The 24,734-nt window shown below is 50.3% G+C and carries 26 protein-coding genes; 12 read left to right on the forward strand and 14 right to left on the reverse strand.

Features of this window, described 5'->3' with window-relative positions:
• Positions 1-2: 2 nt before the first annotated feature.
• Together LPA26_RS06420 and LPA26_RS06425 are read right to left on the reverse strand one after the other, a co-directional pair.
• Positions 3-710 carry an ABC transporter ATP-binding protein gene (locus LPA26_RS06420; protein ID WP_229007729.1) on the reverse strand — a complete coding sequence of 236 codons (708 nt, stop codon included), beginning with the start codon at positions 708-710 and terminating at the stop codon, positions 3-5.
• Entirely contained in the window at positions 703-2,010 is a 1,308-nt protein-coding gene (locus LPA26_RS06425) for a lipoprotein-releasing ABC transporter permease subunit (protein WP_229007730.1), read from the reverse strand. Before LPA26_RS06425 ends, LPA26_RS06420 begins: the two co-directional genes overlap by 8 nt.
• Before the next feature lie 252 nt (positions 2,011-2,262).
• Between LPA26_RS06425 and LPA26_RS06430 the strand changes: the two genes are divergently transcribed.
• Positions 2,263-2,466, forward strand: coding sequence for a CsbD family protein (locus LPA26_RS06430; RefSeq protein WP_055826253.1), 204 nt, complete (start codon positions 2,263-2,265; stop codon positions 2,464-2,466).
• A gap of 74 nt (positions 2,467-2,540) precedes the next feature.
• Here the strand turns inward: LPA26_RS06430 and ppc are convergent, their stop codons facing one another.
• Positions 2,541-5,330 carry a phosphoenolpyruvate carboxylase gene (ppc, locus tag LPA26_RS06435; protein WP_229007731.1) on the reverse strand — a complete coding sequence of 930 codons (2,790 nt, stop codon included), beginning with the start codon at positions 5,328-5,330 and terminating at the stop codon, positions 2,541-2,543.
• A 242-nt stretch (positions 5,331-5,572) separates the two neighbouring features.
• Between ppc and LPA26_RS06440 the strand changes: the two genes are divergently transcribed.
• Positions 5,573-5,797 (forward strand): hypothetical protein, encoded by a 225-nt coding sequence (locus LPA26_RS06440; RefSeq protein ID WP_229007732.1) that lies wholly within the window; start codon positions 5,573-5,575, stop codon positions 5,795-5,797.
• A 15-nt stretch (positions 5,798-5,812) separates the two neighbouring features.
• On the opposite strand, the gene LPA26_RS06445 is transcribed toward LPA26_RS06440, so the two are convergent.
• The 5 genes from LPA26_RS06445 to rsmD are packed head-to-tail and all read right to left on the reverse strand — an operon-like array spanning position 5,813 to position 7,846.
• Positions 5,813-6,073 (reverse strand): hypothetical protein, encoded by a 261-nt coding sequence (locus tag LPA26_RS06445; RefSeq protein WP_055867755.1) that lies wholly within the window; start codon positions 6,071-6,073, stop codon positions 5,813-5,815.
• The gene (gene gloA, locus LPA26_RS06450; RefSeq protein WP_055826258.1) at positions 6,066-6,473 is read right to left on the reverse strand and encodes a lactoylglutathione lyase; all 408 of its coding nucleotides are present in this window, start codon (positions 6,471-6,473) and stop codon (positions 6,066-6,068) included. The genes LPA26_RS06445 and gloA overlap by 8 nt, the downstream gene beginning before the upstream one ends.
• A 39-nt stretch (positions 6,474-6,512) precedes the next feature.
• Entirely contained in the window at positions 6,513-6,761 is a 249-nt protein-coding gene (locus LPA26_RS06455; protein ID WP_055826260.1) for a YfhL family 4Fe-4S dicluster ferredoxin, read from the reverse strand.
• Between the two features lie 7 nt (positions 6,762-6,768).
• The gene (gene coaD, locus LPA26_RS06460; protein ID WP_055826263.1) at positions 6,769-7,254 is read right to left on the reverse strand and encodes a pantetheine-phosphate adenylyltransferase; all 486 of its coding nucleotides are present in this window, start codon (positions 7,252-7,254) and stop codon (positions 6,769-6,771) included.
• A gap of 31 nt (positions 7,255-7,285) precedes the next feature.
• Entirely contained in the window at positions 7,286-7,846 is a 561-nt protein-coding gene (gene rsmD, locus LPA26_RS06465) for a 16S rRNA (guanine(966)-N(2))-methyltransferase RsmD (protein ID WP_055826264.1), read from the reverse strand.
• A 123-nt stretch (positions 7,847-7,969) separates the two neighbouring features.
• Between rsmD and LPA26_RS06470 the strand changes: the two genes are divergently transcribed.
• The gene (locus tag LPA26_RS06470; protein WP_055827312.1) at positions 7,970-8,176 is read left to right on the forward strand and encodes a PLDc N-terminal domain-containing protein; all 207 of its coding nucleotides are present in this window, start codon (positions 7,970-7,972) and stop codon (positions 8,174-8,176) included.
• Between the two features lie 59 nt (positions 8,177-8,235).
• Here the strand turns inward: LPA26_RS06470 and LPA26_RS06475 are convergent, their stop codons facing one another.
• Both LPA26_RS06475 and LPA26_RS06480 read right to left on the reverse strand, forming a co-directional pair.
• Positions 8,236-9,546 carry a pitrilysin family protein gene (locus LPA26_RS06475; RefSeq protein WP_229007733.1) on the reverse strand — a complete coding sequence of 437 codons (1,311 nt, stop codon included), beginning with the start codon at positions 9,544-9,546 and terminating at the stop codon, positions 8,236-8,238.
• A 62-nt stretch (positions 9,547-9,608) separates the two neighbouring features.
• Positions 9,609-11,000, reverse strand: a complete 1,392-nt coding sequence (locus LPA26_RS06480) for a M16 family metallopeptidase (protein WP_370634333.1) — start codon at positions 10,998-11,000, stop codon at positions 9,609-9,611.
• A gap of 176 nt (positions 11,001-11,176) precedes the next feature.
• Between LPA26_RS06480 and ftsY the strand changes: the two genes are divergently transcribed.
• From ftsY to ftsX, 3 genes are all read left to right on the forward strand, one after another.
• Positions 11,177-12,160 carry a signal recognition particle-docking protein FtsY gene (gene ftsY, locus LPA26_RS06485; RefSeq protein WP_229007734.1) on the forward strand — a complete coding sequence of 328 codons (984 nt, stop codon included), beginning with the start codon at positions 11,177-11,179 and terminating at the stop codon, positions 12,158-12,160.
• A gap of 61 nt (positions 12,161-12,221) precedes the next feature.
• Positions 12,222-12,899: a cell division ATP-binding protein FtsE gene (ftsE, locus tag LPA26_RS06490; RefSeq protein ID WP_055826274.1), complete on the forward strand. Its 678-nt coding sequence runs from the start codon at positions 12,222-12,224 to the stop codon at positions 12,897-12,899.
• Complete coding sequence (gene ftsX, locus LPA26_RS06495; RefSeq protein WP_229007735.1) at positions 12,896-13,786, forward strand: permease-like cell division protein FtsX; 891 nt, start codon at positions 12,896-12,898, stop codon at positions 13,784-13,786. Before ftsE ends, ftsX begins: the two co-directional genes overlap by 4 nt.
• 999 nt (positions 13,787-14,785) lie before the next feature.
• Here ftsX and LPA26_RS06500 read toward each other — a convergent pair.
• Positions 14,786-16,432, reverse strand: coding sequence for an electron transfer flavoprotein-ubiquinone oxidoreductase (locus LPA26_RS06500; protein ID WP_229007736.1), 1,647 nt, complete (start codon positions 16,430-16,432; stop codon positions 14,786-14,788).
• A 28-nt stretch (positions 16,433-16,460) separates the two neighbouring features.
• Entirely contained in the window at positions 16,461-17,399 is a 939-nt protein-coding gene (locus LPA26_RS06505; protein ID WP_055826279.1) for a LysR family transcriptional regulator, read from the reverse strand.
• 150 nt (positions 17,400-17,549) lie between these two features.
• On the opposite strand from LPA26_RS06505, the gene LPA26_RS06510 reads away from it, so the two are divergent.
• From LPA26_RS06510 to LPA26_RS06525, 4 genes are read left to right on the forward strand one after another with little or no spacing between them, the layout of a single operon-like run.
• Entirely contained in the window at positions 17,550-18,302 is a 753-nt protein-coding gene (locus tag LPA26_RS06510; RefSeq protein WP_229007737.1) for an electron transfer flavoprotein subunit beta/FixA family protein, read from the forward strand.
• The gene (locus LPA26_RS06515) at positions 18,299-19,228 is read left to right on the forward strand and encodes an electron transfer flavoprotein subunit alpha/FixB family protein (RefSeq protein ID WP_229007738.1); all 930 of its coding nucleotides are present in this window, start codon (positions 18,299-18,301) and stop codon (positions 19,226-19,228) included. The genes LPA26_RS06510 and LPA26_RS06515 overlap by 4 nt, the downstream gene beginning before the upstream one ends.
• A gap of 50 nt (positions 19,229-19,278) precedes the next feature.
• Positions 19,279-20,061 carry a ferredoxin--NADP reductase gene (locus LPA26_RS06520; protein WP_055826285.1) on the forward strand — a complete coding sequence of 261 codons (783 nt, stop codon included), beginning with the start codon at positions 19,279-19,281 and terminating at the stop codon, positions 20,059-20,061.
• Positions 20,062-20,117: 56 nt separating this feature from the next.
• Entirely contained in the window at positions 20,118-20,585 is a 468-nt protein-coding gene (locus LPA26_RS06525; protein ID WP_229007739.1) for a GNAT family N-acetyltransferase, read from the forward strand.
• A 23-nt stretch (positions 20,586-20,608) separates the two neighbouring features.
• Here the strand turns inward: LPA26_RS06525 and LPA26_RS06530 are convergent, their stop codons facing one another.
• Complete coding sequence (locus LPA26_RS06530; protein WP_055826290.1) at positions 20,609-22,027, reverse strand: MFS transporter; 1,419 nt, start codon at positions 22,025-22,027, stop codon at positions 20,609-20,611.
• A gap of 177 nt (positions 22,028-22,204) precedes the next feature.
• The gene (locus tag LPA26_RS06535; RefSeq protein WP_229007740.1) at positions 22,205-22,996 is read right to left on the reverse strand and encodes an SDR family NAD(P)-dependent oxidoreductase; all 792 of its coding nucleotides are present in this window, start codon (positions 22,994-22,996) and stop codon (positions 22,205-22,207) included.
• 436 nt (positions 22,997-23,432) lie between these two features.
• Between LPA26_RS06535 and LPA26_RS06540 the strand changes: the two genes are divergently transcribed.
• Positions 23,433-23,849 carry a DUF6152 family protein gene (locus LPA26_RS06540; protein WP_229007741.1) on the forward strand — a complete coding sequence of 139 codons (417 nt, stop codon included), beginning with the start codon at positions 23,433-23,435 and terminating at the stop codon, positions 23,847-23,849.
• Between the two features lie 42 nt (positions 23,850-23,891).
• A complete protein-coding gene (locus tag LPA26_RS06545; protein WP_229007742.1) occupies positions 23,892-24,695 on the forward strand; it encodes a hypothetical protein in 804 nt (267 codons plus the stop codon).
• Positions 24,696-24,734 lie beyond the last annotated feature (39 nt).

A 24,734-nucleotide genomic window follows, 5' to 3' on the forward strand; every position in this document is an offset into this window, starting at 1 on the left:
CGTTACACCGGGATAAGCGCTGGCTCGGAAATAGATTCAAGGGGTTGCAGTGTGCCGTCTTGCAACCGGTATTGCTTGTGCATGCGTGCAGCCAATGATAAATCATGTGTCACCACCACCAGCGCAGTGCCGCGCTCAACCTGGATGTTTAACAATAACTCAAACACGTGCTCGGCGGTTTGCCGGTCAAGGTTACCGGTTGGCTCATCTGCCAGCACGCAACGCGGCTCTGTCACCAGCGCACGTGCAAGTGCAGCCCGCTGCCGTTCACCGCCGGACAATTCGCCTGGGGTATGTTCCAGTCTATGGGCAAGACCGACCAACGTAAGGTAATACTCGGCTTGTGCCAATGCTTGCGCACGTGGAATGCGGCGGATAAACAAAGGCATGGCTACATTTTCCAGCGCACTGAATTCTGGCAACAAATGATGAAACTGGTACACAAAACCCAAGTACTGGTTACGCATGGCGCTTTTTTCCACTTCGGATAGCGTGGTCAACGGTTTACCCAGCCATTGCACTTCGCCGTGCGTAGGCGCATCCAGCCCGCCTAACAAATGCAACAGCGTACTTTTGCCGCTGCCAGAAGCACCGACAATCGCGATATGTTCACCTGCAGCCAGACTTAGATCCACTCCGGTTAACACCGAGGTATCCAGGCCCTGATAGGTTTTCGCCAGGCCCTGGCACTGCAAAATCAGATTACTCATAGCGCAAAGCCTCCGCCGGATTCATTTTGGAAGCGCGGCCACTTGGATACAGCGTCGCTACCAGGCTCAGGAAAATGGACAAGCCGATAATCGTTGTGACATCCGACCACATCAGTTTGGAAGGCAGATCACTGATGTAATACACGTCTTTGGATAAAAACTGCACATTAAAAGTACGCTCTATCCACGGCACCACCGTTTCAATATTCAGCGCCAGGATCACACCAAGCAATGCACCAGAGACAGTACCAATCACACCTATCATGGCACCTTGCACGACAAACATACGCCGTATCGCCTGCGGCGTGGCGCCCATGGTCCGCAAAATCGCGATATCGGCACGCTTGTCGGTCACAGCCATGACTAGCGTCGACACGATATTAAACGCAGCCACGGCCACAATCAGCGCCAGGATAATAAACATCACACGTTTTTCCAGCTGAATCGCCTTAAAGAAATTGGCATGCTGCTGGGTCCAGTCAGTAATGTAATAGTTCGGCCCCAGCGCTTGCATCAACTCACGGCTAACGCGGTCCGCAGCAAACAGGTCAGCCAGCTTCAAACGCAAGCCCGACACCTGGTCGCCCAAGCGATATAGTTTGGCAGCGTCATCCAGGTGTATCAATGCCAACCCGGCATCATATTCATACATACCCACCTGAAAAATACCGGTCACGGTAAATTGTTTGATACGTGGCACCAGCCCCGCTGGCGTTACCTGGCCTTGCGGTGCCATCAGCACCACCTTTTCGCCTATGCGCACGCCCAGTGCCTGCGCCAGGTCACCGCCGAGAACGATATTGAATTTCCCCGCCTGCAAATCCTCTAATTTACCGATTTTCATTTGCGTCGATAAATCCGACACTGCGCCTTCGGCCGAAGGCAGCACCCCACGAATTAACACGCCTTGCACTGCCTGGTCACGCGTCAGCATGCCTTGCGCCATCACATAGGGCGCCATGCCTTGTACCTGGCTGGAGAATGTTTTTGGTGGCAGGGATTGAATCTGGCTTTGCACATGCTGCCAGTCAGACAGGCCTGCATCAAAACTGCGTACTTCTATGTGTGAAGCCACACCCAGAATGCGTTTACGCAATTCGTCCTGGAAACCATTCATCACGGACAATACGACAATCAAAGCCATCACACCCAAAGCGATGCCTATCATGCTGGTCAGTGAAATAAATGAAATGAAATGATTGTTACGTTTGGCACGTGTGTAGCGCCAGCCTATCCACAATTCATAAGGTAGCCGTTGGGCCAACGCGTGTTTAAACGCGGCAAAAGAAGCTTTATTCATGCTCGCATGTTAACAGGTTTAAAGCCTAATTTGATCGCAAAAGCGCAAGGTTTAAACGAGTTGTGATACATCCATACCGGCTTCAAACTCATAAAACGGGTGATGTCCTAAATAGAGAGTGTGCGATTAATTGTCAGTCAAGTCTTACGCACAAATACTCGATTCACCGACTTATCTCCAAACTAATTCTGGATACTATGATTCCCAGGTCGTTGACCGATACTAATCCAAAAAACTAAGGAGACTTACATCATGAATAAAGACATTTTTGAGGGTAACTGGAAACAACTTAAAGGTAAGGTACAAGAGCAATGGGGCAAGTTGACCAATGACGACCTTGACGTGATTGAAGGTAAACGCGAACAAGTGGTTGGTAAAATCCAGGAGCGTTACGGCATCACTAAAGATGAAGCTGAAAAGCAAATAAACACATGGGAAAACGATCACCGCGGATAATCCGTGATTCATTCTCAAAAAAGGACAAGCTCAGCTTGTCCTTTTTTACTATCTAAAACAATAAAACTTCAACACTAACCGGTATTCCTCAATCCAGCCGCAATCCCGTTAATCGTTAGCGGGATTGCCAATTTGAGTTTTTCATCAGTCTCGCCGTTGCGGTAACGTTGAATCATTTCCACCTGCAAGTGATTGAGTGGATCCAGATAAGGCAAACGCTCACGTATCGATTTTGCCAATACCGGCTGGCTGGCAAGCCTTTGCGTGCTTCCAAGTAACAAATTCACTACCTCTATGGTCAATTTGTGTTCCTGCTCTATACGGCTAAAAATTTCTTCACGCAAAGTGCGGTCAGGCAGCAGATGTGCGTAATGCCTGGCGACGATGAGGTCGGTTTTGGCTAGCACCATATCCACGTTATTGATCAACGTTTTGAATATAGGCCAGCCAAGCAGCATCTCTCGTAGCAATGCCAAACGGGATTCTTTATCACTGCCTGGTTGGTGTAGGTATTGATGAATTGCACTACCCAATCCAAACCAGCCTGGCAACAATAAACGGCACTGCCCCCATGAAAAGCCCCAGGGGATGGCGCGCAAGTCTTCAATGCGCCGCGTAGATTTGCGTGAGGCCGGGCGGCTGCCTAGATTCAATCCGGCAATCTCCTCAATGGGCGTGGTGCTGAAAAAGTATTCGGCAAAGCCTGGTGTTTCATAAACCAGGCTCCGATAAGTGGTCATGGCAGTGGCGGAAAGGGTTTCCATCACACTCTCGAATGCACGCCGTTTAGCCGGCTCCAGCTGATCAGAGGGAAATAAGCTGGCATCCAGCGTCGCGGCAATAAGCGTTTCAAGATGCTGGCGCCCGACCACCGGGTCTGCATATTTATTGGCAATGATTTCGCCTTGCTCGGTTAACCTGATCTGGCCATCGACCGTGCCTTGCGGCTGCGCCATGATTGCCTGGTAAGTCGGCCCACCGCCACGCCCCACCGTACCGCCGCGCCCATGAAACAAGCGCAGCTTCACTTTAGCCTGCTGGAACAACTCCACGAGTGAAATTTCGGCTTTGTATAACTCCCAGTTAGAAGTCAGGAAACCACCATCTTTATTACTGTCCGAATAACCAAGCATGACTTCCTGCTCACTGCCCTGATTGCGGATCACGTGCCGAATGCCCAGCAAGCTCAACCATTTGCCCATAATCATAGGGGCATCGCGCAGGTCGGCAATGGTTTCAAACAGGGGAACGATATTTAAATCTACCTGGATATTCGCCGAACCCCATACGCCACGCAGCAAGCCCGCTTCGCGTTGCAGCAGGGCGACTTCCAGCAGGTCAGACAGTGTTTCAGTATGCGAAATAATATACTGGCGCACGGCGTGGCTGCCAAAGCGTTCCCGCATTTCCCGCACCGCTTCCAGCACGCCGATTTCTTTGTGCACCAGCTCGGAATATTGCTGGAAAGGCGAGAACAGCAGCCGTGGCTGTTTCAACTCTTCCAGTAAAATACCTATTTTTTCATCTTCATTGAATCCGGCATAATCAAATTCATAGCCCGCTTTTTGCAATAGCTCGGTTATTACGGCTTCATGTACATCTGAAGACTGGCGTACATCCACGGTCGCCAGATGAAAGCCAAAAGACTCAATCGCTTTCATCAACTTGCCCAGACGCGGATAGATCAGCGCCTCACCGTGATGTTTGCGTAAAGACTCCGCAATGGTCTGCAAAGGTCGCAGCAAGGCTTCGTAACCTTCATATGGTAAAAGATCGCTATCGCTGTCATCTGCCCAATTGCAAGCCGGCAACAAATTTTTTGCAGTCGCCAATAAACGGTCATGAATGCCATTCAGTGCCAAGCGATAAGGCTCATCCATGCGATGTGCAGACTGGTCACGCGACGCTTTGGCCAGCGCCAGCACGCCCTCTTCCACCGCGATCAGTCGGGTGGAGACACCTAGCTCACGCTTAAGTTGGGCTAGTTCCTGCAGATAAAAACGCAACACGGTCGCCGCCTGCAAACGCAACGCTTCACGTAAGGTAGTACCATCGACAAACGGATTACCATCCCGGTCGCCCCCGATCCAGCTACCCATGCGTAAAAAAGCTGGCAAGTGATAGTGGTTGCCTGCTGGCAGCAGTGCCTCCAGATCACGTTCCAGATCCTGCAACAGTTCAGGAATGGCATGCAAAAACGTGCTCTCGTAATAGGTCAGTGCGTTTTCTATCTCATTCACTACGGTCAATTTTGAAAAACGCAGCATACGGGTTTGCCACAAGGCAGCAACCGCGCCTTGCAGCAGCAAGGTATTACGTGTCAGCTGGCGTTCTGCCATTAAGTGGGCACGCTCTGCCAGCAACTCTACAATGCGGCGCTCAATATCAAGCACGCTTTTACGTTGTACTTCAGTAGGATGCGCTGTCAATACCGGCGACACCAATGCATCATCAAAAAACTGGTGCACAGTATCAAAAGGGACTGCCTGGTCGCGCAACAGTGCCAATGAATGTGCCAGCATTCCTGCCACTGCGATACCCTGGTTAGAATTGGCGATTTGCTGGCCATACAAATCTTCAGCCAGGTTTACCAGATGCTTGTAATAACTCAGCGCGCGGACGACACACACAGTTTGTGCTGGTGTCAGCGCTGCCAGCAATTGCTCCAGCTGTAATGAGGCATTCTGATCGTGCGTGAGGTGGAATTTGGTCGCCGCCTGGCGGATAGAGTCGATCTGTGCAAAAACGGCTGGCCCGTCTACCTCCTGAATGGCCTGGTCAAGCAAATGCCCCAATAGATGGATATTATCTGCCAGTCGCGCTTCTGCCGAAACCGTGCTGCTGGCCTCTGGTTTTTTTATCATGGTGTCTTCTCCCCTAGCTCAGTGATACACTAGCAACAAGCAGGCCACCTCTATATTGGGATTTTCCACTTAAAAATCATAAGCTTAAAAAAATCATGCTACGGATTTTTTTAACTGAATTTAAAAAGTGCACCGATTTGGCCCACATTAAATAGGCTCAGGGTTACAAGCAGGGATTGAGCACCTTTATTGCAATGAATGTGCAATACAATGAACTATATAACGCATCATGGTCATATTTGATGGATATAAAACAGATGGATGAAAATCGATTGATACAACAATTGCTGAGTATCTGGCAATCCATGGCCCCGCAAGGCGCGTGGGTTCAGGATGGTTTTTTGTTGTTCATGAGTGTGATTGCAGTTGTGATGCTGTTTTTTTCAGGCACAGTGATAGGTCTTTTTGTGCAATCGCTATGGGGAATTTTTGTGACCCATCGTCACGCTGTAGAATCTGAAACTTAGTTAACAATCCTGGTATTACTTCAGGTTAGAAGCCAATAACTGCCTGATGGCCTCCAGTTCACTTTGTACATCATCTGCATAATCCTCATACTTGCGGCCATCGGTTTTCGCATACCAGTATTTACTATTCCAGGTATCCCCTTCGACTTTATGCAACACCGCATGTATCCAGTTTGCCGTGGAGTCACTGTAATCCTGCGCAATCTTGTGCGCAGCATCCCAGTCACTGACCTGCGCCAGTTCCACGGCCTCAAGCAAATGCGCTTGGTTAGACATGCTGCGGATACTCGATAGTCCCCTTCTGGATAAATTCGATCTTATAGCCGTCCGGGTCTTCAATAAACGCAATTATAATCGTGCCGTGTTTCATCGGCCCGGCTTCACGTATCACCTTGCCACCCTGGGCTTTCACCTGTTCACAGGCCTGGTAGGCATCATCCACTTCAATCGCCATATGGCCATAGGCTGCACCCATATCGTAACTAGATTTGCCATAGTTGTAGGTCAATTCCAGCACCGTATTGTTGTATTCGTTGCCATAACCGACAAATGCCAGCGTGAATTCGCCATCCGGGTAATCCTGGGTACGAATTAATTTCATACCCAACACGCCGGTGTAAAAATCGATAGAACGTTGTAAATCGCCAACGCGCAACATGGTATGTAAAATTCGCATCATTACCCCTTATATTATTACTGCTCTCAATATTGATACTTACACACTGGTAATGCGCAAGTACTTTTCCATTAACTGTTCCTGTGTTTCCGGTCGGTCCGGGTCTAGCGGAATACAACTGATCGGGCATACCTGCTGGCATTGCGGCTCTTCAAAATGTCCTACGCATTGCGTGCACAGGTCGGGATTGATTTCATAAATCTCTTCGCCTTGCGATATGGCTTCATTAGGGCACACGGGCTCGCACACATCGCAATTAATGCATTCATCAGTAATAAATAAAGACATACGTAGATTAAGCCGCCAGCTTTTGTTTGATAGCCGCTTCAACGCCAGGAGAAACAAACTGGTTTACATCACCGCCCAGACGGGCAACTTCTCGCACAAGGCTGGATGAAATAAACATATACTCTTCTGCCGGCGTCATAAACAAGGTTTCCAGTTTTGGGTACAGCTTGCGGTTCATGCCTGCGAGCTGGAATTCGTATTCAAAATCGCTCGCTGCTCGCAAGCCACGAATCACCATTTGCGCGCCCTGTGATTGTACAAATTGCATTAACAGGCCATCAAAACCCACCACCTTGATGTTCTCGCCAGCAAATACCGATTGCGCCAATGCCACACGCTCTTGCAGGCTGAACAGGGTTTGTTTGCTGGTACTGCCAGCCACGGCCACGATGACATCGTCAAAGAGGTTGGCAGCACGGCGCACAATATCTTCATGCCCCATGGTAATCGGGTCAAAAGTACCCGGATAGACTGCAATTCTGGTTTTGCTCATTCACTGATATTCCCGAAAGTCATGCGCACGCTTAGACAGCTGTTGCTGTCGCTGGCGTGATTGCTGGCTGCAGCAGATGGTAATAGACTTGCCCTGCCTTGCCAGACTTGACCACTTGCCAGTCAGAATCAGATTTTAACGCATATTCGGCTTCTACATACAGCCAGCCGTCATTGGACAAATGGGCAGCTAAGTGTGGCAGCAATTTATCCAGCCATTGTTTATGATACGGCGGATCGCAAAAAATAACATCGTATCGTTGCGTGTTTTGCGCCAGGAACTTTAGCGCATCAGCCTGGCGGATATCGGCTTTTGTCGCATCCAGCAATTGCTGATTCTGCACCAAGGCCTGGAATGGCGCTTTGGCGAGTTCCAGCATGGTGACTTTGCTTGCATTGCGAGATAGCGCTTCAAACCCTAGCGCGCCGGTGCCGGCAAATAAATCCAGGCAGGTTTTTCCTGTCAACTCTTGCCCCAGCCAGTTAAACAAGGTTTGACGCACGCGATCAGAGGTAGGACGCAAGCCCTCAGCATCGGGAAATTTTAATACCCGACTACGCCAGACCCCTGCATTTAGACGAACTTGATTCATGAATACTACTCAATTCATTAGCGACCAGGTCAGCATTATAAAGGGGATGCATACAGAAGGCATCGCGTTTAACCCATAAAACGGATCGTGCTATTATTCACAGCAATTAATAAAGGAAATCACATGGAATTTTTATTTGGATTTGGTCTGCTAGGCAGCTTGATAGGGTTAGCGCTAACATTGTTTTGGGTATGGATGCTGGTTGATTGCCTTGCCGATCAGAAAGAAGACAAACTGGTCTGGTTCCTGGTGATTTTCTTCCTTAATCTGGTGGGCGCCGTTTTATATTACTTCCTGGCACGCAAAAAACGTAAGGGCTCAGTACTTTAAAACAATCAAACCATTATCAAAAAAGCCGACAATTTGTCGGCTTTCCTTTTTCACTCAGCTTACTCGGATCCAACAATCACGGTAGCAAAATTCTCCGGATGCAAGCGCCGTTTAAAGGCATCATTCACTTGCTGCACAGTCACTTGCGCAACGCGATCATTAAAACTGTCCAGATAGTCCAACGGCAATTTGTAGAAGCCAATAATATTCAAATACTCCAGAATCTTGCCATTGCTGTCGATACGTAACGGGAAACCACCGATCAGGTTATCCTTGGCTGCCTGCAGTTCTTTTTCGGTCACACCTTTATCAATAAACTGCTGTACGGTTTGCTTGACCAGCTGCAATCCTTCTTCCGCCTGCTCTTTCTTGGTTTGCAAGCCGATCTGGAACGGGCCTAACTCTGCCATCGGTAGAAAATAGCTATAAACGCTGTACGCCAGGCCGCGTTTTTCACGTACTTCTTCGGTCAGCCGTGAAACAAAACCGCCACCCCCTAAAATATAATTACCGACATATAGCGGGAAGAAATCTGCATCACCGCGCTTGTTACCGGGCTGGCCCAAAAGAATATGCGCCTGCAAGGCAGGATGCGGTAACTTTTTCACGCTGGCAGTTTTCAGCGGTGGTACTGGCGGCACCGCTGCCACCGCCGGGCCTTGCGGCAAGCCTGCACTCAGGCGCTCGGCAATCCGTTTGGCCTGTGCCGACGTTAAATCGCCTATCAGTGAAATTACTGCTGACTTGGCAGTGTAATGTGTCTCATAAAACTGGCGTAAATGCGAGACGGTTAAGGATTGTACGGTATCGATTTCACCGCTCTGGTCGAGACTGTAAGGATGTGTGCCATAAAGCGAGCGCATAAACGCTTTTTGCGCGATGCTGTCAGGCTCGGTTTCGGCTTCCTGCAAGCCAGCGACAATGCGCGCCTGTTCACGCTTCAATACCGCCTCGGGAAAATCGGGTTTGTGCAACACAAAACTAAAGGCTTCCAGCGCACCGGCTTGCTCACTGGTCAGTGTACGTAACTTGAATCCGGCACGGTCCGCATCAAAGTTACCACCAAGCACAGCGCCAATATCGGCAAAACGGTTGGTCAGGGTTTCTTCATCCAGCCCGCCAGCGACGAGTGCCATCAGGTGTTGCGTCACTCCCGCAGCGCCTGAAGTTTCCGGTGAATCGTGCGCGCTGCCTGCCGGGAAATTGACACTGATATCCATCATAGGCAAAGCATGGTTTTCAACAAAATAGACCTCACTGCCCTGTGCGGTGGTCCAGTGCTGAATGTTCAAACCAGCCAGCACATTGATGGCATGGCTTTGCAGCAACAATGCCAGCAGCGTGATTTTTAAATACTTAAAAGCTTTCATTCTGTGTCCTACACAACGTGTGTAACGCGATTTCCGTTACGGATTTAAATTTATTGCCAGCTTTAATGCTGGTGTGGTCGCCCGGCCGGTTTGGCATTCGGATCCATCGGTTGCGGATCCAGCGTAACCAGGGTCATCTGGTCCGGGACTAGGTATTTCCTGGCTACCGCCTGCACCTGTTCGGAAGTCACTGCCTGTACGCGTGCTGCGTTTTTTTCCAGCAGGCTCAATGGATAACCCATGGTTTCCAGTTGGCCGATCTGCATCGCCTGGTAAAACATCGAATCCCGTTTATAGACATCTGCGGCAATCACGGCGGCTTTTACCCTGTGCAACTCGGCAGCCGTAACACCCTTGTTTTTCACTTCTTCCACCAGCTCCCAAATGGCTTTTTGTAGTGCCTCCAGCGCGACGCCTTCACTGGGTGAAGCAGCAATCTCAAACATCGACTCCTGGCCACGGTTGGTACCGTCATAACCACTATCTACATCCAGCGCAATCGCCTGCTCACGGACCAGTTTCTGGTTGAGTCGCGATGCATCATTGCCACTTAAAATACTGGATAGCACTTCAAGCGCATACGGCTCCCAATCCTGCTCATTGTAAGCAGACCCGTTTTTCATGGCTGGCGCGTGAAAGCCCATCGTAAAATAAGGTAACTTGGCCGGTGCCTTGACAATCGCACGCCGCTCACCCAGCTGTGCGGGTTCCACCTGGGGTTTACGCACAGGCAACGGTTTGGCCGCCAGCTTGCCGAACGTGTCTTGCGCCAGCTTGAATACTTCTTTGGCATTGACATCCCCGACCACCACGACGGTGACATTGTTGGGTGTGTACCAGGTGTTGTACCAGTCACGAGCATCTTGTGCCGTCATGTTGTCGAGGTCGTTCATAAACCCCACCACCGGGCGGCCATAAGGATGCGCACGATAAGATGATGCTTCAAACTGTTCATTGACACGCGACTGAGGTTTATCTTCTGTACGCCAGCGACGCTCCTCCTTGACCACTTCAATTTCCTTGGCAAATTCGGCATCGGTAATCTGCAGATTGGCCATACGATCAGCTTCCAGCTTGAAGGATAATGGCAGTTTTGATTTTTCCAGCTGCTGGAAATAACAGGTGTAATCCTTGCTGGTAAACGCATTTTCCTTACCGCCTGCGGCTGCCACCTGTCGTGAAAACTGTCCGGCCGGGACTTTTTTCGTGCCCTTGAACATCATGTGTTCCAGCACATGGGCAACCCCTGTTTTGCCATTGACCTCGTCCAGCGAGCCGGCGCGGTACCATACTTGTGAAACCACCACCGGCGCCCGGTGGTCTTCCTGCACAATAACCTTGAGGCCATTTTTCAAGGTGGTTTGCACAATTTCGGCCGCTTGCAAGTGACTGGCACTTAATAACGTAGCCAGAATCAAGATTGCCTGGTGACGCATGGGAAAACTTTTTTTCATGGATGAAATCACTATAGAAACAGGTTTTAAAAGCAGAGGTGTGACCGAATGCTTGACTACTAAGTTCGCCAGACTATAACGTTATCTGTACAACACATATATTCCAGAACGCCTTTGCCGTGGCGGTAAAGCGCGATTCGGCATAAAATAACCATATTACCGAGTTTTAAGCTGCCATGTTCAATCCCTTTGCCAAAAAAACCGAGTCTTCCGCCCCTCCTCCTGAAGAAACTACCAGCCTGAGCTGGGCACAACGCCTCAAAAATGGCCTGGCGAAAACCCGCCAGCAGCTGGGCGGTCAACTAAGCGCCTTGTTCGGTGGCGGCAAGATAGATGAAGACATTTATGAGGAACTGGAAACTATCCTGTTGACCTCGGATGTCGGTATCAATGCCACACAGCATTTGCTAGAGCAGCTACGCGCCCGCGTCAAACGGCAAGAATTACAAGACACCATTGCATTAAAGCAGGCGCTGAAAGAAACGCTTTCTGACCTGCTCTCTCCGTTGCAAGTGCCGCTGGATGTCAGCGGCCACCAGCCTTATGTGATGATGATGGTCGGCGTCAATGGTGCCGGTAAAACCACCACCATAGGCAAACTGGCAAAATACCTGCAGGCACAAGGGCACAGCGTATTGATCGCCGCTGGTGATACTTTTCGTGCTGCAGCACGTGAACAATTGCAGGTATGGGGAGAGCGTAACGATGTACATGTGATTGCCTCGGAAAGTGGCGACCCTGCCGCAGTGATTTACGATGCAGTCAACTCGGCTATTGCCAGGAAAATAGATGTGGTGATTGCCGACACCGCCGGCCGTTTACCGACACAGTTGTACCTGATGGATGAGATCAAGAAAGTCCAGCGCGTGATTGACAAGGCATTACCAGGGGCACCGCATGAAATCCTGCTGGTGCTGGATGCCAACACAGGCCAGAACGCGGTTAACCAGTTGAAAGCTTTTAACGATGCGCTTGGCGTCACCGGTCTGGCACTAACCAAACTGGACGGCACTGCCAAAGGCGGTGTGATCGCAGCGATTGCGCATTTGAGCCAGCAATCTGCACATAGCACTCCCGTACGTTTTATCGGTGTCGGCGAAAGTATTGATGACTTGCGTCCCTTTGACGCCAATGACTTTATTGATGCCCTGATTGATTAGACGTGACACTCTTTAACTATCCATTGTTAAACCAGAATGTTAAAACCAGATTATCAAAAACATGATTGCATTTAACAACGTCAGCATGCGTTACCCGAATAGCGCGCACCTGTTCCGCCAGGTCAGTTTCAACATAGAAAAAGGTGACTTTGTGCTGATCACCGGCCAGTCCGGCGCCGGGAAAAGCACCCTGCTCAAACTGATGGCAGGCATAGAAGCGCCCTCCGGCGGCCATATCCTGATCAACGAACAGGATATCAGCCAGTTGCATCAAAACGCCATTCCCTACCTGCGCCGCCGTTTTGGGCTGGTGTTCCAGGATCACAAACTACTTTATGACCGTAACAGCTTTGAAAATGTCGCTCTGCCGCTGAGCATACAGGGCATTACCGGCGAAGAAGCTGCCCGCCGTGTGCGTGCTGCCTTGGACAAAGTAGGCTTGCTAAACAAAGAAAAAGCCATGCCTATCACCTTGTCTGGTGGCGAACAACAGCGGCTGGCCATTGCACGGGCGGTAGTGAGCCGTCCCTCAATCGTTATTGCCGATGAACCTACTGGCGGCCTGGATAGAGTGGCTTCGCTGGAAATCATGCAACTGCTGAAAGCCTTTAATGATGTAGGGGTCACCGTTGTCATCGCCATGCATGATGTGGCGCAAGTGAGCACCATCGCCTATAGAACCTTGCATATAGACCAGCAGACAATCACGGCGATGCCAGCCCAGGTGGGTATGCTATGAAAAACTGGCTCAATCAACATACGCTTGCGATTAAATTGGTTATGCAGAGGCTGAAGTCGCACTGGCTGAACACCCTGACCATTTGCCTGGTGATCGGTATTACTGTCACCTTGCCAGGCTTGTTGTTCGTCGGCGTGGACAATCTGCAAGACGCCTCGCGCTCCATCAAGCAGGACGCGCAGATGAGTGCATTCCTCAAACCTGCGCTGAACGGCAATGTCATACAGCGTTTAATTAATGATGTGCAGGAATTACCCCAGGTAAAAGAAGTACGCTTTGTCCCCAAGGAAGACGCGATAAAACAGCTGGGGGAACAATTCCTGCAAAAAGACCTGCTTGCAGATTTGCCGCAGAACCCGTTACCGGATGCTTTGTTTATCACCTTGGCCGACACAAATCCGATTACAGCCAAATCGGTGCAGGATATCCTGCAAACACGGGCAGAAGTGGAAGAACTAGTCATCGATAGCGTCTGGATGGAACGCCTGAATTCCATGCTGGTGCTTGGTAAACGCATTGCGCTGATCTTTGCCAGCCTGCTGGGGATCGCCATGATCACAGTCATCAGCAATACGGTACGTATGCAGGTGCTGACACATGAAGCCGAGATTGAAGTGAGCCGGTTAATTGGCGCGACACACAGTTTTATCCGCCGCCCGTTTTTATATATGGGTAGTGTGTATGGCTTGGGTGGTGGTCTGATTGCGGTTGGCTTGTTGTTTGCGATTGTCTGGAACCTCAAACAGCCAGTGCAACTACTGGCGAATAATTACCAGAGTAATTTTCAGTTGGTGTTTCATCTGGTGAATATTGGCGGGTTGATTTTATTGGCTTCGACGTTGATAGGCTGGATCGCGGCGTTTATTGCGTTGACACAGAAGCGGTAAGCCACCTGCATGCAAGAAGGCTGCCTGATGCTTGGTCCCGCGCGTGTTCAACAATAGTTAGTCATTCAGGCGTTGGCCGAAACCCAGTTAGTGTTGATATAGCTTTAATCTAATAAAGAGCGAATGCTTCGCTTTCTGTGAAGGTCTAATCGGTATTTCTTAAGATTAACACCATTTCCTTTTCGCTTCCCAGCGAGTTACTTTTCTTTGCTTGCCCAAAGAAAATGTAATCAAAAGAAATGCACCCTAGCTTCCGCTTTTTCCCTGCGTTGCTCGTCAACGTGGGCGTCCAACAAAACTCGCCCTAGCGGCTTGCAAAGAACGCAAGCCACCGCGGAACTCAAACAGCCGCTGGCCGACCTCTCCCACGCTGACTGCGCTACTCGGCGCGTGAGATAGGGGCCCGTTTAAAACCATCACGATGGAACGTTAGTTAAACGGGTTGGGATTGAGGGCGCTAAGCACCTGTGTAATTTAAGACTAACCCGCCAACTATCTTTCTGCTTTGCTTCTGATTTGTTTTCTTACGCTAGTCGAGCGGGATGCAATGTTAGGAAACTTACCCAAATAACTGCGTAGTGTCTTTCAGGGTTCCCTATCTGACGCGCCGAGTAGCGGAGTCAAAATAAGGAGTAAGGGAGCGACTGTCTGAGCTCCGCAACAAGCCACGAAGTGTGTGGCTTGTCAGGGCGAGTTTCGCGACCGCTTATACCTAAGTCCGGCAAAGCAACGGACGAAAGTCCTAGTTCGAGCAACGCAGGAAACAAGCCGAAGCTAGGGTGCCCTTCTTTTGGCACGCAAAGAAAAGGCACTCGCCTAGAGGCGAAAGAAAATGCCGAAACACAGCACCAACCATCCAAAGAGTTACTGATTAGAACGTCACAGCAGATGCAAGAAAGCTAAACATGAACACTGTCTAAATTCCAGCCTCCGCCGGAATGACGATTTTTGCAGGTACGCTGGCTTCTGCATAAGCCAACCGTTAAGCAAGTGATCTGATCACTGCGAAACGTAATTTGGCCCACTCCCCCCCTCCGGCGGTACCCAGGTAATATTCTGCGTCGGGTCCTTGATATCGCACGTCTTGCAATGAATGCAGTTTTGCGCATTAATCTGCAACACTTGCGCCCCTTCCTGCTCGATAAACTCATACACCCCAGCCGGGCAATACCGCTGTTCCGGGCCGGCATACTTCGGCAGATTAACCCGTTCTGGAATATCTTTCACCGTCAGTTTCAAATGGCATGGCTGCTGGTCATCATGCCCGATATTGCACAGGCTAACCGAGCTCAGCTTATCAAAAGTCAGTACGCCATCTGGCTTGGCATACTCTGGCTGCCGACTATTTTTGGCTTCATCCAGCGTGGAATGATCAGCAGTGGTGTGTTTCAAAGTCCAGGGCAAAGTAATACTAAAGTCGGACAACCACATTTCCGCACCACCTAGAACTGTGCCTATCCACGTGCCCCAACGCGACAAGTAAGGTTTCACGTTGCGCACAGCAGTTAAATCCTGCCATACCCACGATGCCCGCAGCTTTTGAGGATAACTGGTCAATATTTCCGGTGCTCCATGCTGAATGGCATCAAACACCGATTCTGCCGCCAGCATGCCGGATTTCATTGCGTAGTGGCTACCTTTGATCTTGGGCACATTTACCAAGCCAGCGCTGCATCCCAGCAATGCACCACCGGGAAATGCCAACTCTGGCAATGCCTGTATGCCGCCTTCTGAAATAGCACGTGCGCCGTAACTGATGCGTTGCCCGCCTTCCAGCAATGCTTTCAGTTTCGGGTGGGTTTTATAGGTCTGGAAAATATCAAATAAAGACAGGTACGGATTGCTGTAATCCAGGTGCACCACATAGCCGACTGACACCTGGTTTTCACCATGATGATAGATAAAGCCACCGCCACCGGTATTAGCATCCAGCGGCCAGCCTAACGTATGCTCAATCAGGCCTTTCTGATGCAGGTCCGGTTTGATGCGCCAGATTTCTTTGAAGCCCAAGCCGTATTTGGCCGGACTGGAAGCCGCGCGTAAACCATAACGTGCTTCAAGCTGTTTGGTCAGCGAGCCACGTGTGCCTTCGGCCACCAGGGTATATTGGGCACGGATCTCGATCCCAGGCGTGTAATTTCCAGTGGGATTGCCTTGTTTATCCAGGCCCATATCACCGGTAATCACGCCTACCATGCGGCCGGCGTCATCATAACTTGGCGTTTGTGCAGAAAAGCCTGTGTAGATTTCCACACCCAATTCTTCCGCTTGCGTAGCCAGCCAGCGGCAAACTTCACCCAGGCTGACAATATAGTTGCCGTGATTGCGCATCAGCGGCGGCAAAGTCCAATCGGGCAATGTCCAGTCTTTTTCCTTACCCAGCACGACAAAAGTATCTTTATCCACCGGCGTATTCAAAGGTGCGCCCAAAGCTTGCCAGTCTGGCAATAGCTCCTGCAAGGCCCTGGGGTCCAGCACTGCGCCGGAGAAGATATGACTGCCGACTTCGGCACCCTTTTCCAGAATACAAACACTCAGTTCCTGACCTTGCGTCTGGGCTAATTGCTTGAGACGGATGGCGGCTGATAATCCTGCCGGGCCAGCCCCGACAATCAGTACATCATATTCCATTACATCTCTTTCCATGCTTCCTCCAACATTCAGGTTCCCGCCATTAGGCAATTGCCGGGATATCAATTAAATCGCTACGCGTCGCCCCTTGGGTGAACGCCTGGCAAAAGGCCAGGAACTGGCGTATACCGCCAGTTTGATATTTTTGTCTATGCCATAAAAAATAAAAATTTCGGTGAAACTGCAAACTATGGTTTTCGATCGGCACCAGGCTGCCGCGCCGGAATGCATCTTTAAGTGCCAGCCTGGAAATACAGCCTATGCCCAGTCCAGACTCCACCGCACGCTTGATGGCCTCGGTATGTTCCAGCTCCAGCGTGATATTGAGCCTGGAATAATCCTGGCTGAATGCGCGGTCAAATGTCTCACGCGTACCAGAGCCTTTTTCACGCACTATCCACGGCTGCAACAGCAAGTCAGACTTATAGATGGTTTTACCTGTCTGCGCTAATAGGGCCAAAGGATGCGAAGGTGCGGCAAAAATGACCAGCTCATCGGCAATCCAGGGCGCTACAGCAATATCCGGATGATTACACTCGCCCTCTATCATACCCAAATCCAGTGTATGATTCGCAATTTGCTCAACGATGGTACGGGTATTTTGCACTTGTAGCTGGATGTGGCTTTGGGGATATTGCTGCAGGAATTTGGCAACCAGCAAGGTGACCAGGTAATTGCCGACGGTGAGTGTAGCGCCTATTTTCAAATGCCCATAGCCTTGCTGGCCATGCAGCATGCGTTCGATTTCGCGGGCGCGGTCCAGCAACTCGACGGCTTTAGGCAGTAATTGTTGCCCGGATTCATTGATACGCAGGCTTTTACCGACGCGGTCAAACAACTGGATTTCAAATTGTTTTTCCAGCTCGATCAAGGCGGTGCTGGCAGCGGATTGAGACAGGGCCAGTTGCTCACAGGCACGGGAAACGCTGCCAGCGCGGCTGATGGCGACGAAAATCTCTAATTGCCTGAGGGTGTATTTCATTAAGTAAAAGGATTATGCGAGATTTGCGTCGCATCAATATCAATCTATAAAATAGATATATATTATTATAATAATCAATTTAATAAATATTACAAGCTAGCTTAAAATGCTCGGCTACGAGCAAGAACATCTCAGAGAAAGCAACGTTTTATGAAAGCATTAGTAGCGATCAAAAGGGTCGTTGATTATAACATTCAAGTCCGCGTGAAAGCCGACGGTTCCAATGTGGATATTGATGGCGTCAAGATGGGCATCAACCCTTTCGATGAAAACGCGATTGAAGAAGCCATTCGCCTGAAAGAAAAAGGCATCGTCAGCGAGATCGTTGCAGTGACTATCGGTGGCGCTGCCAACCAGGATATATTGCGACACGCGCTGGCGATGGGTGCAGACCGCGCCATGCTGATTGAGACACAGGAAACCTTGCATTCCCTGGGTGTGGCTAAAGTATTGAAAGCGGTAGTAGAGCGCGAACAGCCAAACCTGATTTTACTTGGTAAACAGGCCATTGATGATGATGCTGGCCAAACTGGCCAGATGCTGGCAGCCTTGCTGAAATTGCCGCAAGCCACTTACGCTTCGCAAATCACGATTGAAGGTAGCCTGGCGACTGTAGTCCGTGAAATTGATGGCGGTACGCAAACACTGGCTGTCAGCCTGCCAGCCGTGATTACTGCTGACTTGCGCCTAAACGAACCACGCTATGTCAAACTGCCTAACCTGATGATGGCGAGAAAAAAACCACTGGAAAACGTACCATTGGACTCCCTGAATGTCTCCCTCAGCCACAATGTGCAGCAACTGAAAGTTGCCACACCACCTGCCCGCCCAGCTGGCGTGATGGTGAAAGATGTGAATGAATTACTGAGCAAATTGCGTACGCATGAGGGGATTTTGGGATGAGCACACTGATTATTGCCGAACACGACGGCCAGCATTTGAATGAACAGCTCGCGCGTGCCATCACTGCTGCGCAGCATTGGAAGCAATCGGTAGATGTGCTGATTGCCGGGGCCCAGCCAGATGCCTTGGCCTCACAGATTGCCGCCTTACAGGGTGTGAATAGCGTATTGGTCGCAAGTGATGCGGCCTTGCAACATCCGACTGCCGAACACCTGGCTGATATCATCGTGCCGCTGGCTGCTAATTACAACGTAGTGCTGGCTGCGCACAGTGCCTTTAGCAAAAATGTGCTGCCTCGCGTTGCTGCCTTGCTGGATGTGAATATGCTGTCCGACGTGCTGGAGATTCTGGATCGTAACACTTACGTGCGTGGCATTTATGCCGGTAACGTACTGGCAACCGTGCATAACCAGGATGCGACGCAAGTGTTAACCGTGCGCGGTAGCAAATTTGCCGCTGCACCGTCTGGCGCTACAGCAGAGATTAAAGCAATTGCAACGCCAGCCGCCCCGCAAGGCAGCCGCTGGGTATCTGAAGCATTTAACAAATCCGAACGCCCCGCCCTGACTGCTGCCAAAGTCGTGGTTTCCGGTGGCCGCGCCCTAGGTAGTGCAGATGCTTTCGCCCAGGTGATCGCGCCATTGGCGGATAAACTGCATGCAGCCATTGGCGCCAGCCGTGCAGCCGTAGATGCCGGTTATGCGCCCAACGATTTACAAGTGGGACAGACCGGCGTAGTGGTTGCCCCCGAACTGTATATCGCCGTCGGTATTTCCGGCGCCATCCAGCATGCGTACGGCATGAAGGACAGCAAAGTGGTTGTGGCTATTAACCAGGACCCGGAAGCACAAATCTTCAAGATTGCAGACTACGGCCTGGTGGCAGACTTGTTTGAAGTCGTGCCTCAGTTGACAGCTGCGTTATAATAATGCCTTTAAATTCAAACCCTTTGCCTAGTCGCGAGTAAAAATAAAACATGAGTAATAAAAAATATTCCACCGAAACGATCCTGAGCGTTCACCACTGGAACGACACCCTGTTTAGTTTTAAGTCCACGCGCGACCCAGGTTTGCGTTTTGAAAACGGCCAGTTTGTGATGATAGGCATGGAAGTTGACGGCCTGCCACTGACTCGCGCCTATAGTATTGCCAGCCCTAATTACGAAGAGCATCTGGAGTTTTTCAGTATTAAAGTGCCTAACGGCCCGCTGACTTCACGCCTGCAGCACCTTAAAGTGGGAGACCCATTACTGGTGAGCCGCAAGCCGACCGGTACACTGGTGACGCATGATTTGAAACCAGGTAAAAACCTGTATTTCTTCTCTACCGGAACCGGCCTGGCGCCTTTCATGAGCCTGATCCAGGATATCGAAGTATATGACCGCTTTGAAAAAGTCATCCTGATTCATGGCGTACGTTATGTAAATGAACTGGCCTATGAAGAATTCATCACCAAAGATTTGCCGAATAACGAATTCTTTGGTGAAGAAGTGAAGAACAAGCTGATTTACTATCCGACAGTAACACGCGAACCATTCAGAAACCAGGGCCGCCTGACTGACCTGGTGGAAAGCGGCAAGCTGTTTGAAGACATCGGCCTGCCACCGCTAAACCCGGAAACTGACCGCGCCATGATCTGTGGTAGCCCGGCCATGCTGGTAGACACTGCAGCCATGCTGGACAAACGCGGGTTCAAGGTTTCACCGCGTATCGGCGAGCTGGGTGACTATGTGATTGAGAAGGCTTTCGTAGAAAAATAAGCCTACTCACAAAAACTAACACAGCAATATGATCGCAGTGTCCAGATATCAATAGTATGAGCAAGATATCTGACACTGCGATTTCTTTTGAGCCAGCTGAGTTCTCTGATCTGCCGGCATTAAGCGCCCTGCTCACCCTGCTGTTTTCGCAGGAACAAGAATTCACACCTGACCCTGCCGCCCAGCAACTAGGCCTGGCTGCTATCCTTGAGCAACAGGACAGCGGCCGTATCCTAGTGGCACGATATCAGGGTGAGGTAATTGCCATGGTAAGTTTACTGTTTACAATCTCCACCGCATTGGGTGGCCGTGTTGCCTTGCTGGAAGATATGGTCGTAAACCCGACACATCGTGGCAAAGGTATAGGCTCGCAATTGCTGAGCTATGCCCTGTCTTTTGCCCGGACGGAGCAGATACTTAGAATTACCTTACTCACAGATCACGACAATCTAGCCGCCCAGCACTTCTATCAACAGCATAGTTTTCAGCAGTCCGGCATGCAGGCATGGCGCTTGATACTTTAAACTTCTGAGTTGAATCGGGCGAATTAACGTCGGGCATCTTTCATGCCGATGGCAACCACAATCGCCAGCACAAACACGACGGAAAGTAACAAAAAACCCTGCGCATATGCCTGGAAGGTTCCGGCAGAGGTTGCGCCGCACATTTCCTGCCGCCATTCGAGAAACACTGCCATCATAGTCACACCGACCACGCCACCCAATTGTCTGGCATAACTGACCACCACCGAAGACTGCCCTAAATCTTGCGGCTCCATCTCGTGCAAGGTAGCAAGATTGAGTGCGGGCAGGATCATACCGAGGCCGATACGGCCAACCACAGTGGCGGCGACAATTTCCCAGTATTGCACCGTATCGGCCGCGACGACAAACACCAAAAACGAGGCGCCAAATATAGACAATCCTGCCAGCGTGATGCGCCTGGGGGACAATTTATCCGCCATTTGCCCGGCAAACGGGATCGTCAGCACCAGCGCGATGCCGGAAGGGAGCAGCAACAACCCGGCGTCAGTGGCACTAAAAGACAAGGCTGTTTGTAAAAATACCGGTATCAAATAGGTCGAGGCAAATAAACCAAAGCCATAGGCAAACGCCACGAAAGTACCGCGGCTAAAAGTTGGTTTGGAGAACAGGTGCAATTGAATAATAGCGTGCGGCAACCTGCGCGCATGGCGTATGTAGCATGCCATGGAGACGACTAGCAATGTGGCATAACCCAAAGTCCAGAATGCTATCAAGCCGCTATGATGCAAACTGGATACAAACTCGATTAATCCTATGGAGGCGGCAGATAGCCAGCCCAGGCCTGACCAGTCAAATGGTTGCACCTCCCTTTTGCGTGGCGCCGGCAACCAGATGCGGGCGGCGATCAGCGCCAGGAATGCAAACGGCACACCTAACAGGAAAATAGCTTGCCAGCCAAATTGGTCAAGCATCCAGCCGCTGATGGAAGGTGCAATCGCAGGCGTAAAAGCAATGCCGACAATCAGGATGCCTGATGCGCGCCCCTGGATATTAGGTGGGAATAAGCGCATTAATGCCATGATGCCCAGCGGTTGCAACACGCCCGCTGCCAGGCCTTGCACCAGGCGTGCGATAACAACGTGGACAAAGGTATGCGAATAAAACCCTGCCACACTGGCGGCAATCAATAACCATAAGGCTGCCATAAATACTCGCCGCAGGCCAAAGCGCTCAAGTAGCCAGGCAGCAGGCAACATGGCAATGGTCATGGCAGCCAGGAAGGCCGTCATCGCCCACTGCACATGGTCTTGCCCCAAGTGGAACGTTCTCGTTAACGCTGGCACCGCCACATTGAAACTGGAGGTGCATAACACGCCGGCTATCGTGCCCAGGCCAATGATGCATAACACCATCCACTTATACTGCTCACCATAGTGCTGCGTTAAGGCATCATAAGAATGCACTCGTCTAAACAATCTCACAGATTTCGCCTGTTCTTTTTATTCAGCGGAAATAGCCATACAGCATTGTGACTTACATTTACCGAAGCCGGTTCACCATGAAACGAAATAGACTCGCCCCGCACTATATGGTTATCGTTAAACCACCAGGATGCTTAAGTGACAAGCCTTCGCGCCTAAGCTTGAAAACATACCCGGCTAAAACGCGCTTTTGATGACGCCGCCATCTACGCGTAAAGCAGCACCTGTCGTTGCGGAAGATAAGGGGCTGGCAATATAGACCACCAGATTGGCGACTTCTTCAGTGGTAGCAAATCGCTTGATCAGCGAGGTTGGCCTGACATGTTCAAAAAACTCCTGCTCGAATGCTTCCTGTGATTTGTTTTCTGCCTGAGCAAGTGCTTCAACGAAATCACCTACCCCACGGGATCGTGTAGGTCCGGGCAATATGCTGTTGACAGTAATCTGCGTCCCCGCCAAAGATTCGGCCAGGCCACGCGCAACCGCAATCTGTGCAGATTTTGTCATGCCGTAATGAATCATTTCCGGCGGAATCTGCACACCGCTTTCACTGGAGATAAATACGATACGGCCCCAGTCTTTTTGCTTCATGCCGGCCAGGTAAAGCCTGGCGAGACGAACACCACTTAATACATTCACATCAAAAAAACGCTGCCAGTCAGCGTCAGGAATATCTTCAAAATTCTTGGGCTCGAAGATCCCCAGATTATTCACCAGTACATCGATTTCCGGATAGGCCGCCACCAGCTTCTCGGCCACCTCTGCCTGCGTTAAATCTCCGGCAAAGCCCGAAACTTTTTTACCGGTCGCATGCTGAATATCCTCGATCGTTTGCTGGACCGAACGTTCAGAACGCCCGTTAATGACTACTTCTGCACCTTCCTTTGCTAATAAGGTAGCTATTGCCAAACCGATCCCCGCCGTGGAGCCGGAGACCAATGCCTTTTTACCTGCCAGTTGCAAGTCCATAACCGCGCCTTTCCATTTAGTTTAAAAATTGACAGTTATTCTATTGCGACTTGAGTATTTGCGCCATGCAAGAAAAGATGCTTCGGCGTTTCGGAATTTTCTTGAGAATAGCCTCTGCAATCGGCTCAAAATCTATAGAGATACCTCCCTTATCTATGTGCTGTCAAAGCACCAGCAGCTTTACCTTTGCTGTTTATACGGCAACATAAAAATTCAATCATTCTCACAATTCCTAATCCAATAAAAGAATAATCATTTAAATTAAATCAATCACTTAGCCGAAGTGAGCAAATGACGCAATCCGCTTTTCCAAGCTGGCATGCTAGATGCTAAAGAGATCAGCACCAGAAACGAATAAAGATTGACCTGCCATACGGGAATCATCATTCAAAAGATATGACCCGACTATCATTTTTTCAAAATCAAGGAGATACCTTTGAAAACCGCCCATCCATTAGGCATCGCAGCGCTTGCACTGACTACAGCCACTTCATTCATCGTACCTGCGAATGCACACCATGCCTTTTCAGCTGAGTTCGATGCCAATAACCCTGTTGAAGTTAAAGGGGTAGTTACCAAGCTGGAGCTTACCAATCCACACAGCTGGTTATACATAGACGTTAAAAACCCTGATGGAAGCGTGACGAACTGGGGTTTTGAATTCGGGGCGCCGTTCAGCCTGCGCGAAAAAGGAATTAATAAAACCGTTCTCAAAGCAGGGGTAGAAGTTTCAATCAAAGGCTACCGTTCTAAAAACGATAAAGAATATGGTTATGCAGTGACTACTACCCTTGCGGATGGCCGTAGCTTCAAAACAGGCGGCGCGCAGGATGCTCCTACAGTAAACCCATAAACATTTTAATAATCATCCATTTAAGGAAAACAAGGAGTCACTTTGAAAACGCTATCCTTACAGCTCGGCAAGCCATCCTGGCGCGTCGGCTTGCACGCTTTGATCCTGGTCGTGGCAAGCACCCTTACCAGCCAGGCTTATGCCGCTGAAAAACTGCCGCGCCTGGCTAATGGCAAGCCTGACTTTTCCGGCATCTGGCAAACCACCAGCGCAGCCGATTATGATCTTGAGCCACACTCTAATCGCAAAGACGCCCCGCCAAGTGCCGGCAACGTTGAGGGCAACCTGATTCCCTACCTGCCCAAAGCATTGGAGCAACGTAAGAAGAACTTTGAAGCACGTGCCACCGACGACCCCGCGTTAAAAGGTTATACCTTGGGTGCCGTACGCGGTGTGTACTATCCTGAGCCCTTCCAGATTTTCCAGCGCGCCAATGACTTGTTCGTTGTACACCAGTTCGGCCATTCGGTACGCACTATCTACACCAACGGCACAGACCATCCGCTGGAACCTAATGACTGGTGGCTGGGAGACTCCCGCGCAAAGTGGGAAGGCGACACGCTGGTAGTGGACGTCAAGCACTTCAATGGCAAGACCTGGCTGGACCGTTCCGGCAACTTCCACAGTGATGCACTGCATGTAGTTGAAAAATGGAAATACCTGGACGCCAATACCATCGAGTACAAAGCCACGCTGGAAGATGAAAACGTCTACAGCAAACCCTGGACACTGAGCGTAATCTTGTACCGCCACCGCGAAAAGAACTTCCAGTTGATCGAGGATTACCGTTTCACCCTTGATTACGATGAGTACTATCCACCTAAACGCCCGGCCAACGCCGAATAGCTCCTTTACGACATCGCGATCACTAAAGATAAGTAATCT

Origin of the sequence: Methylophilus sp. Leaf408 (genome assembly GCF_916856905.1) — a bacterium.
In the GTDB taxonomy this organism is placed as follows: domain Bacteria; phylum Pseudomonadota; class Gammaproteobacteria; order Burkholderiales; family Methylophilaceae; genus Methylophilus.

Bases quoted from the DNA above. Each gene is read 5' to 3' on its own strand.
- LPA26_RS06420 (WP_229007729.1), bottom strand. From the start codon at position 710: ATGAGTAATCTGATTTTGCAGTGCCAGGGCCTGGCGAAAACCTATCAG.
- LPA26_RS06425 (WP_229007730.1), bottom strand. From the start codon at position 2,010: ATGAATAAAGCTTCTTTTGCCGCGTTTAAACACGCGTTGGCCCAACGG.
- LPA26_RS06430 (WP_055826253.1), top strand. From the start codon at position 2,263: ATGAATAAAGACATTTTTGAGGGTAACTGGAAACAACTTAAAGGTAAG.
- ppc (WP_229007731.1), bottom strand. From the start codon at position 5,330: ATGATAAAAAAACCAGAGGCCAGCAGCACGGTTTCGGCAGAAGCGCGA.
- LPA26_RS06440 (WP_229007732.1), top strand. From the start codon at position 5,573: ATGGATATAAAACAGATGGATGAAAATCGATTGATACAACAATTGCTG.
- LPA26_RS06445 (WP_055867755.1), bottom strand. From the start codon at position 6,073: ATGTCTAACCAAGCGCATTTGCTTGAGGCCGTGGAACTGGCGCAGGTC.
- gloA (WP_055826258.1), bottom strand. From the start codon at position 6,473: ATGCGAATTTTACATACCATGTTGCGCGTTGGCGATTTACAACGTTCT.
- LPA26_RS06455 (WP_055826260.1), bottom strand. From the start codon at position 6,761: ATGTCTTTATTTATTACTGATGAATGCATTAATTGCGATGTGTGCGAG.
- coaD (WP_055826263.1), bottom strand. From the start codon at position 7,254: ATGAGCAAAACCAGAATTGCAGTCTATCCGGGTACTTTTGACCCGATT.
- rsmD (WP_055826264.1), bottom strand. From the start codon at position 7,846: ATGAATCAAGTTCGTCTAAATGCAGGGGTCTGGCGTAGTCGGGTATTA.
- LPA26_RS06470 (WP_055827312.1), top strand. From the start codon at position 7,970: ATGGAATTTTTATTTGGATTTGGTCTGCTAGGCAGCTTGATAGGGTTA.
- LPA26_RS06475 (WP_229007733.1), bottom strand. From the start codon at position 9,546: ATGAAAGCTTTTAAGTATTTAAAAATCACGCTGCTGGCATTGTTGCTG.
- LPA26_RS06480 (WP_370634333.1), bottom strand. From the start codon at position 11,000: ATGAAAAAAAGTTTTCCCATGCGTCACCAGGCAATCTTGATTCTGGCT.
- ftsY (WP_229007734.1), top strand. From the start codon at position 11,177: ATGTTCAATCCCTTTGCCAAAAAAACCGAGTCTTCCGCCCCTCCTCCT.
- ftsE (WP_055826274.1), top strand. From the start codon at position 12,222: ATGATTGCATTTAACAACGTCAGCATGCGTTACCCGAATAGCGCGCAC.
- ftsX (WP_229007735.1), top strand. From the start codon at position 12,896: ATGAAAAACTGGCTCAATCAACATACGCTTGCGATTAAATTGGTTATG.
- LPA26_RS06500 (WP_229007736.1), bottom strand. From the start codon at position 16,432: ATGGAAAGAGATGTAATGGAATATGATGTACTGATTGTCGGGGCTGGC.
- LPA26_RS06505 (WP_055826279.1), bottom strand. From the start codon at position 17,399: ATGAAATACACCCTCAGGCAATTAGAGATTTTCGTCGCCATCAGCCGC.
- LPA26_RS06510 (WP_229007737.1), top strand. From the start codon at position 17,550: ATGAAAGCATTAGTAGCGATCAAAAGGGTCGTTGATTATAACATTCAA.
- LPA26_RS06515 (WP_229007738.1), top strand. From the start codon at position 18,299: ATGAGCACACTGATTATTGCCGAACACGACGGCCAGCATTTGAATGAA.
- LPA26_RS06520 (WP_055826285.1), top strand. From the start codon at position 19,279: ATGAGTAATAAAAAATATTCCACCGAAACGATCCTGAGCGTTCACCAC.
- LPA26_RS06525 (WP_229007739.1), top strand. From the start codon at position 20,118: ATGAGCAAGATATCTGACACTGCGATTTCTTTTGAGCCAGCTGAGTTC.
- LPA26_RS06535 (WP_229007740.1), bottom strand. From the start codon at position 22,996: ATGGACTTGCAACTGGCAGGTAAAAAGGCATTGGTCTCCGGCTCCACG.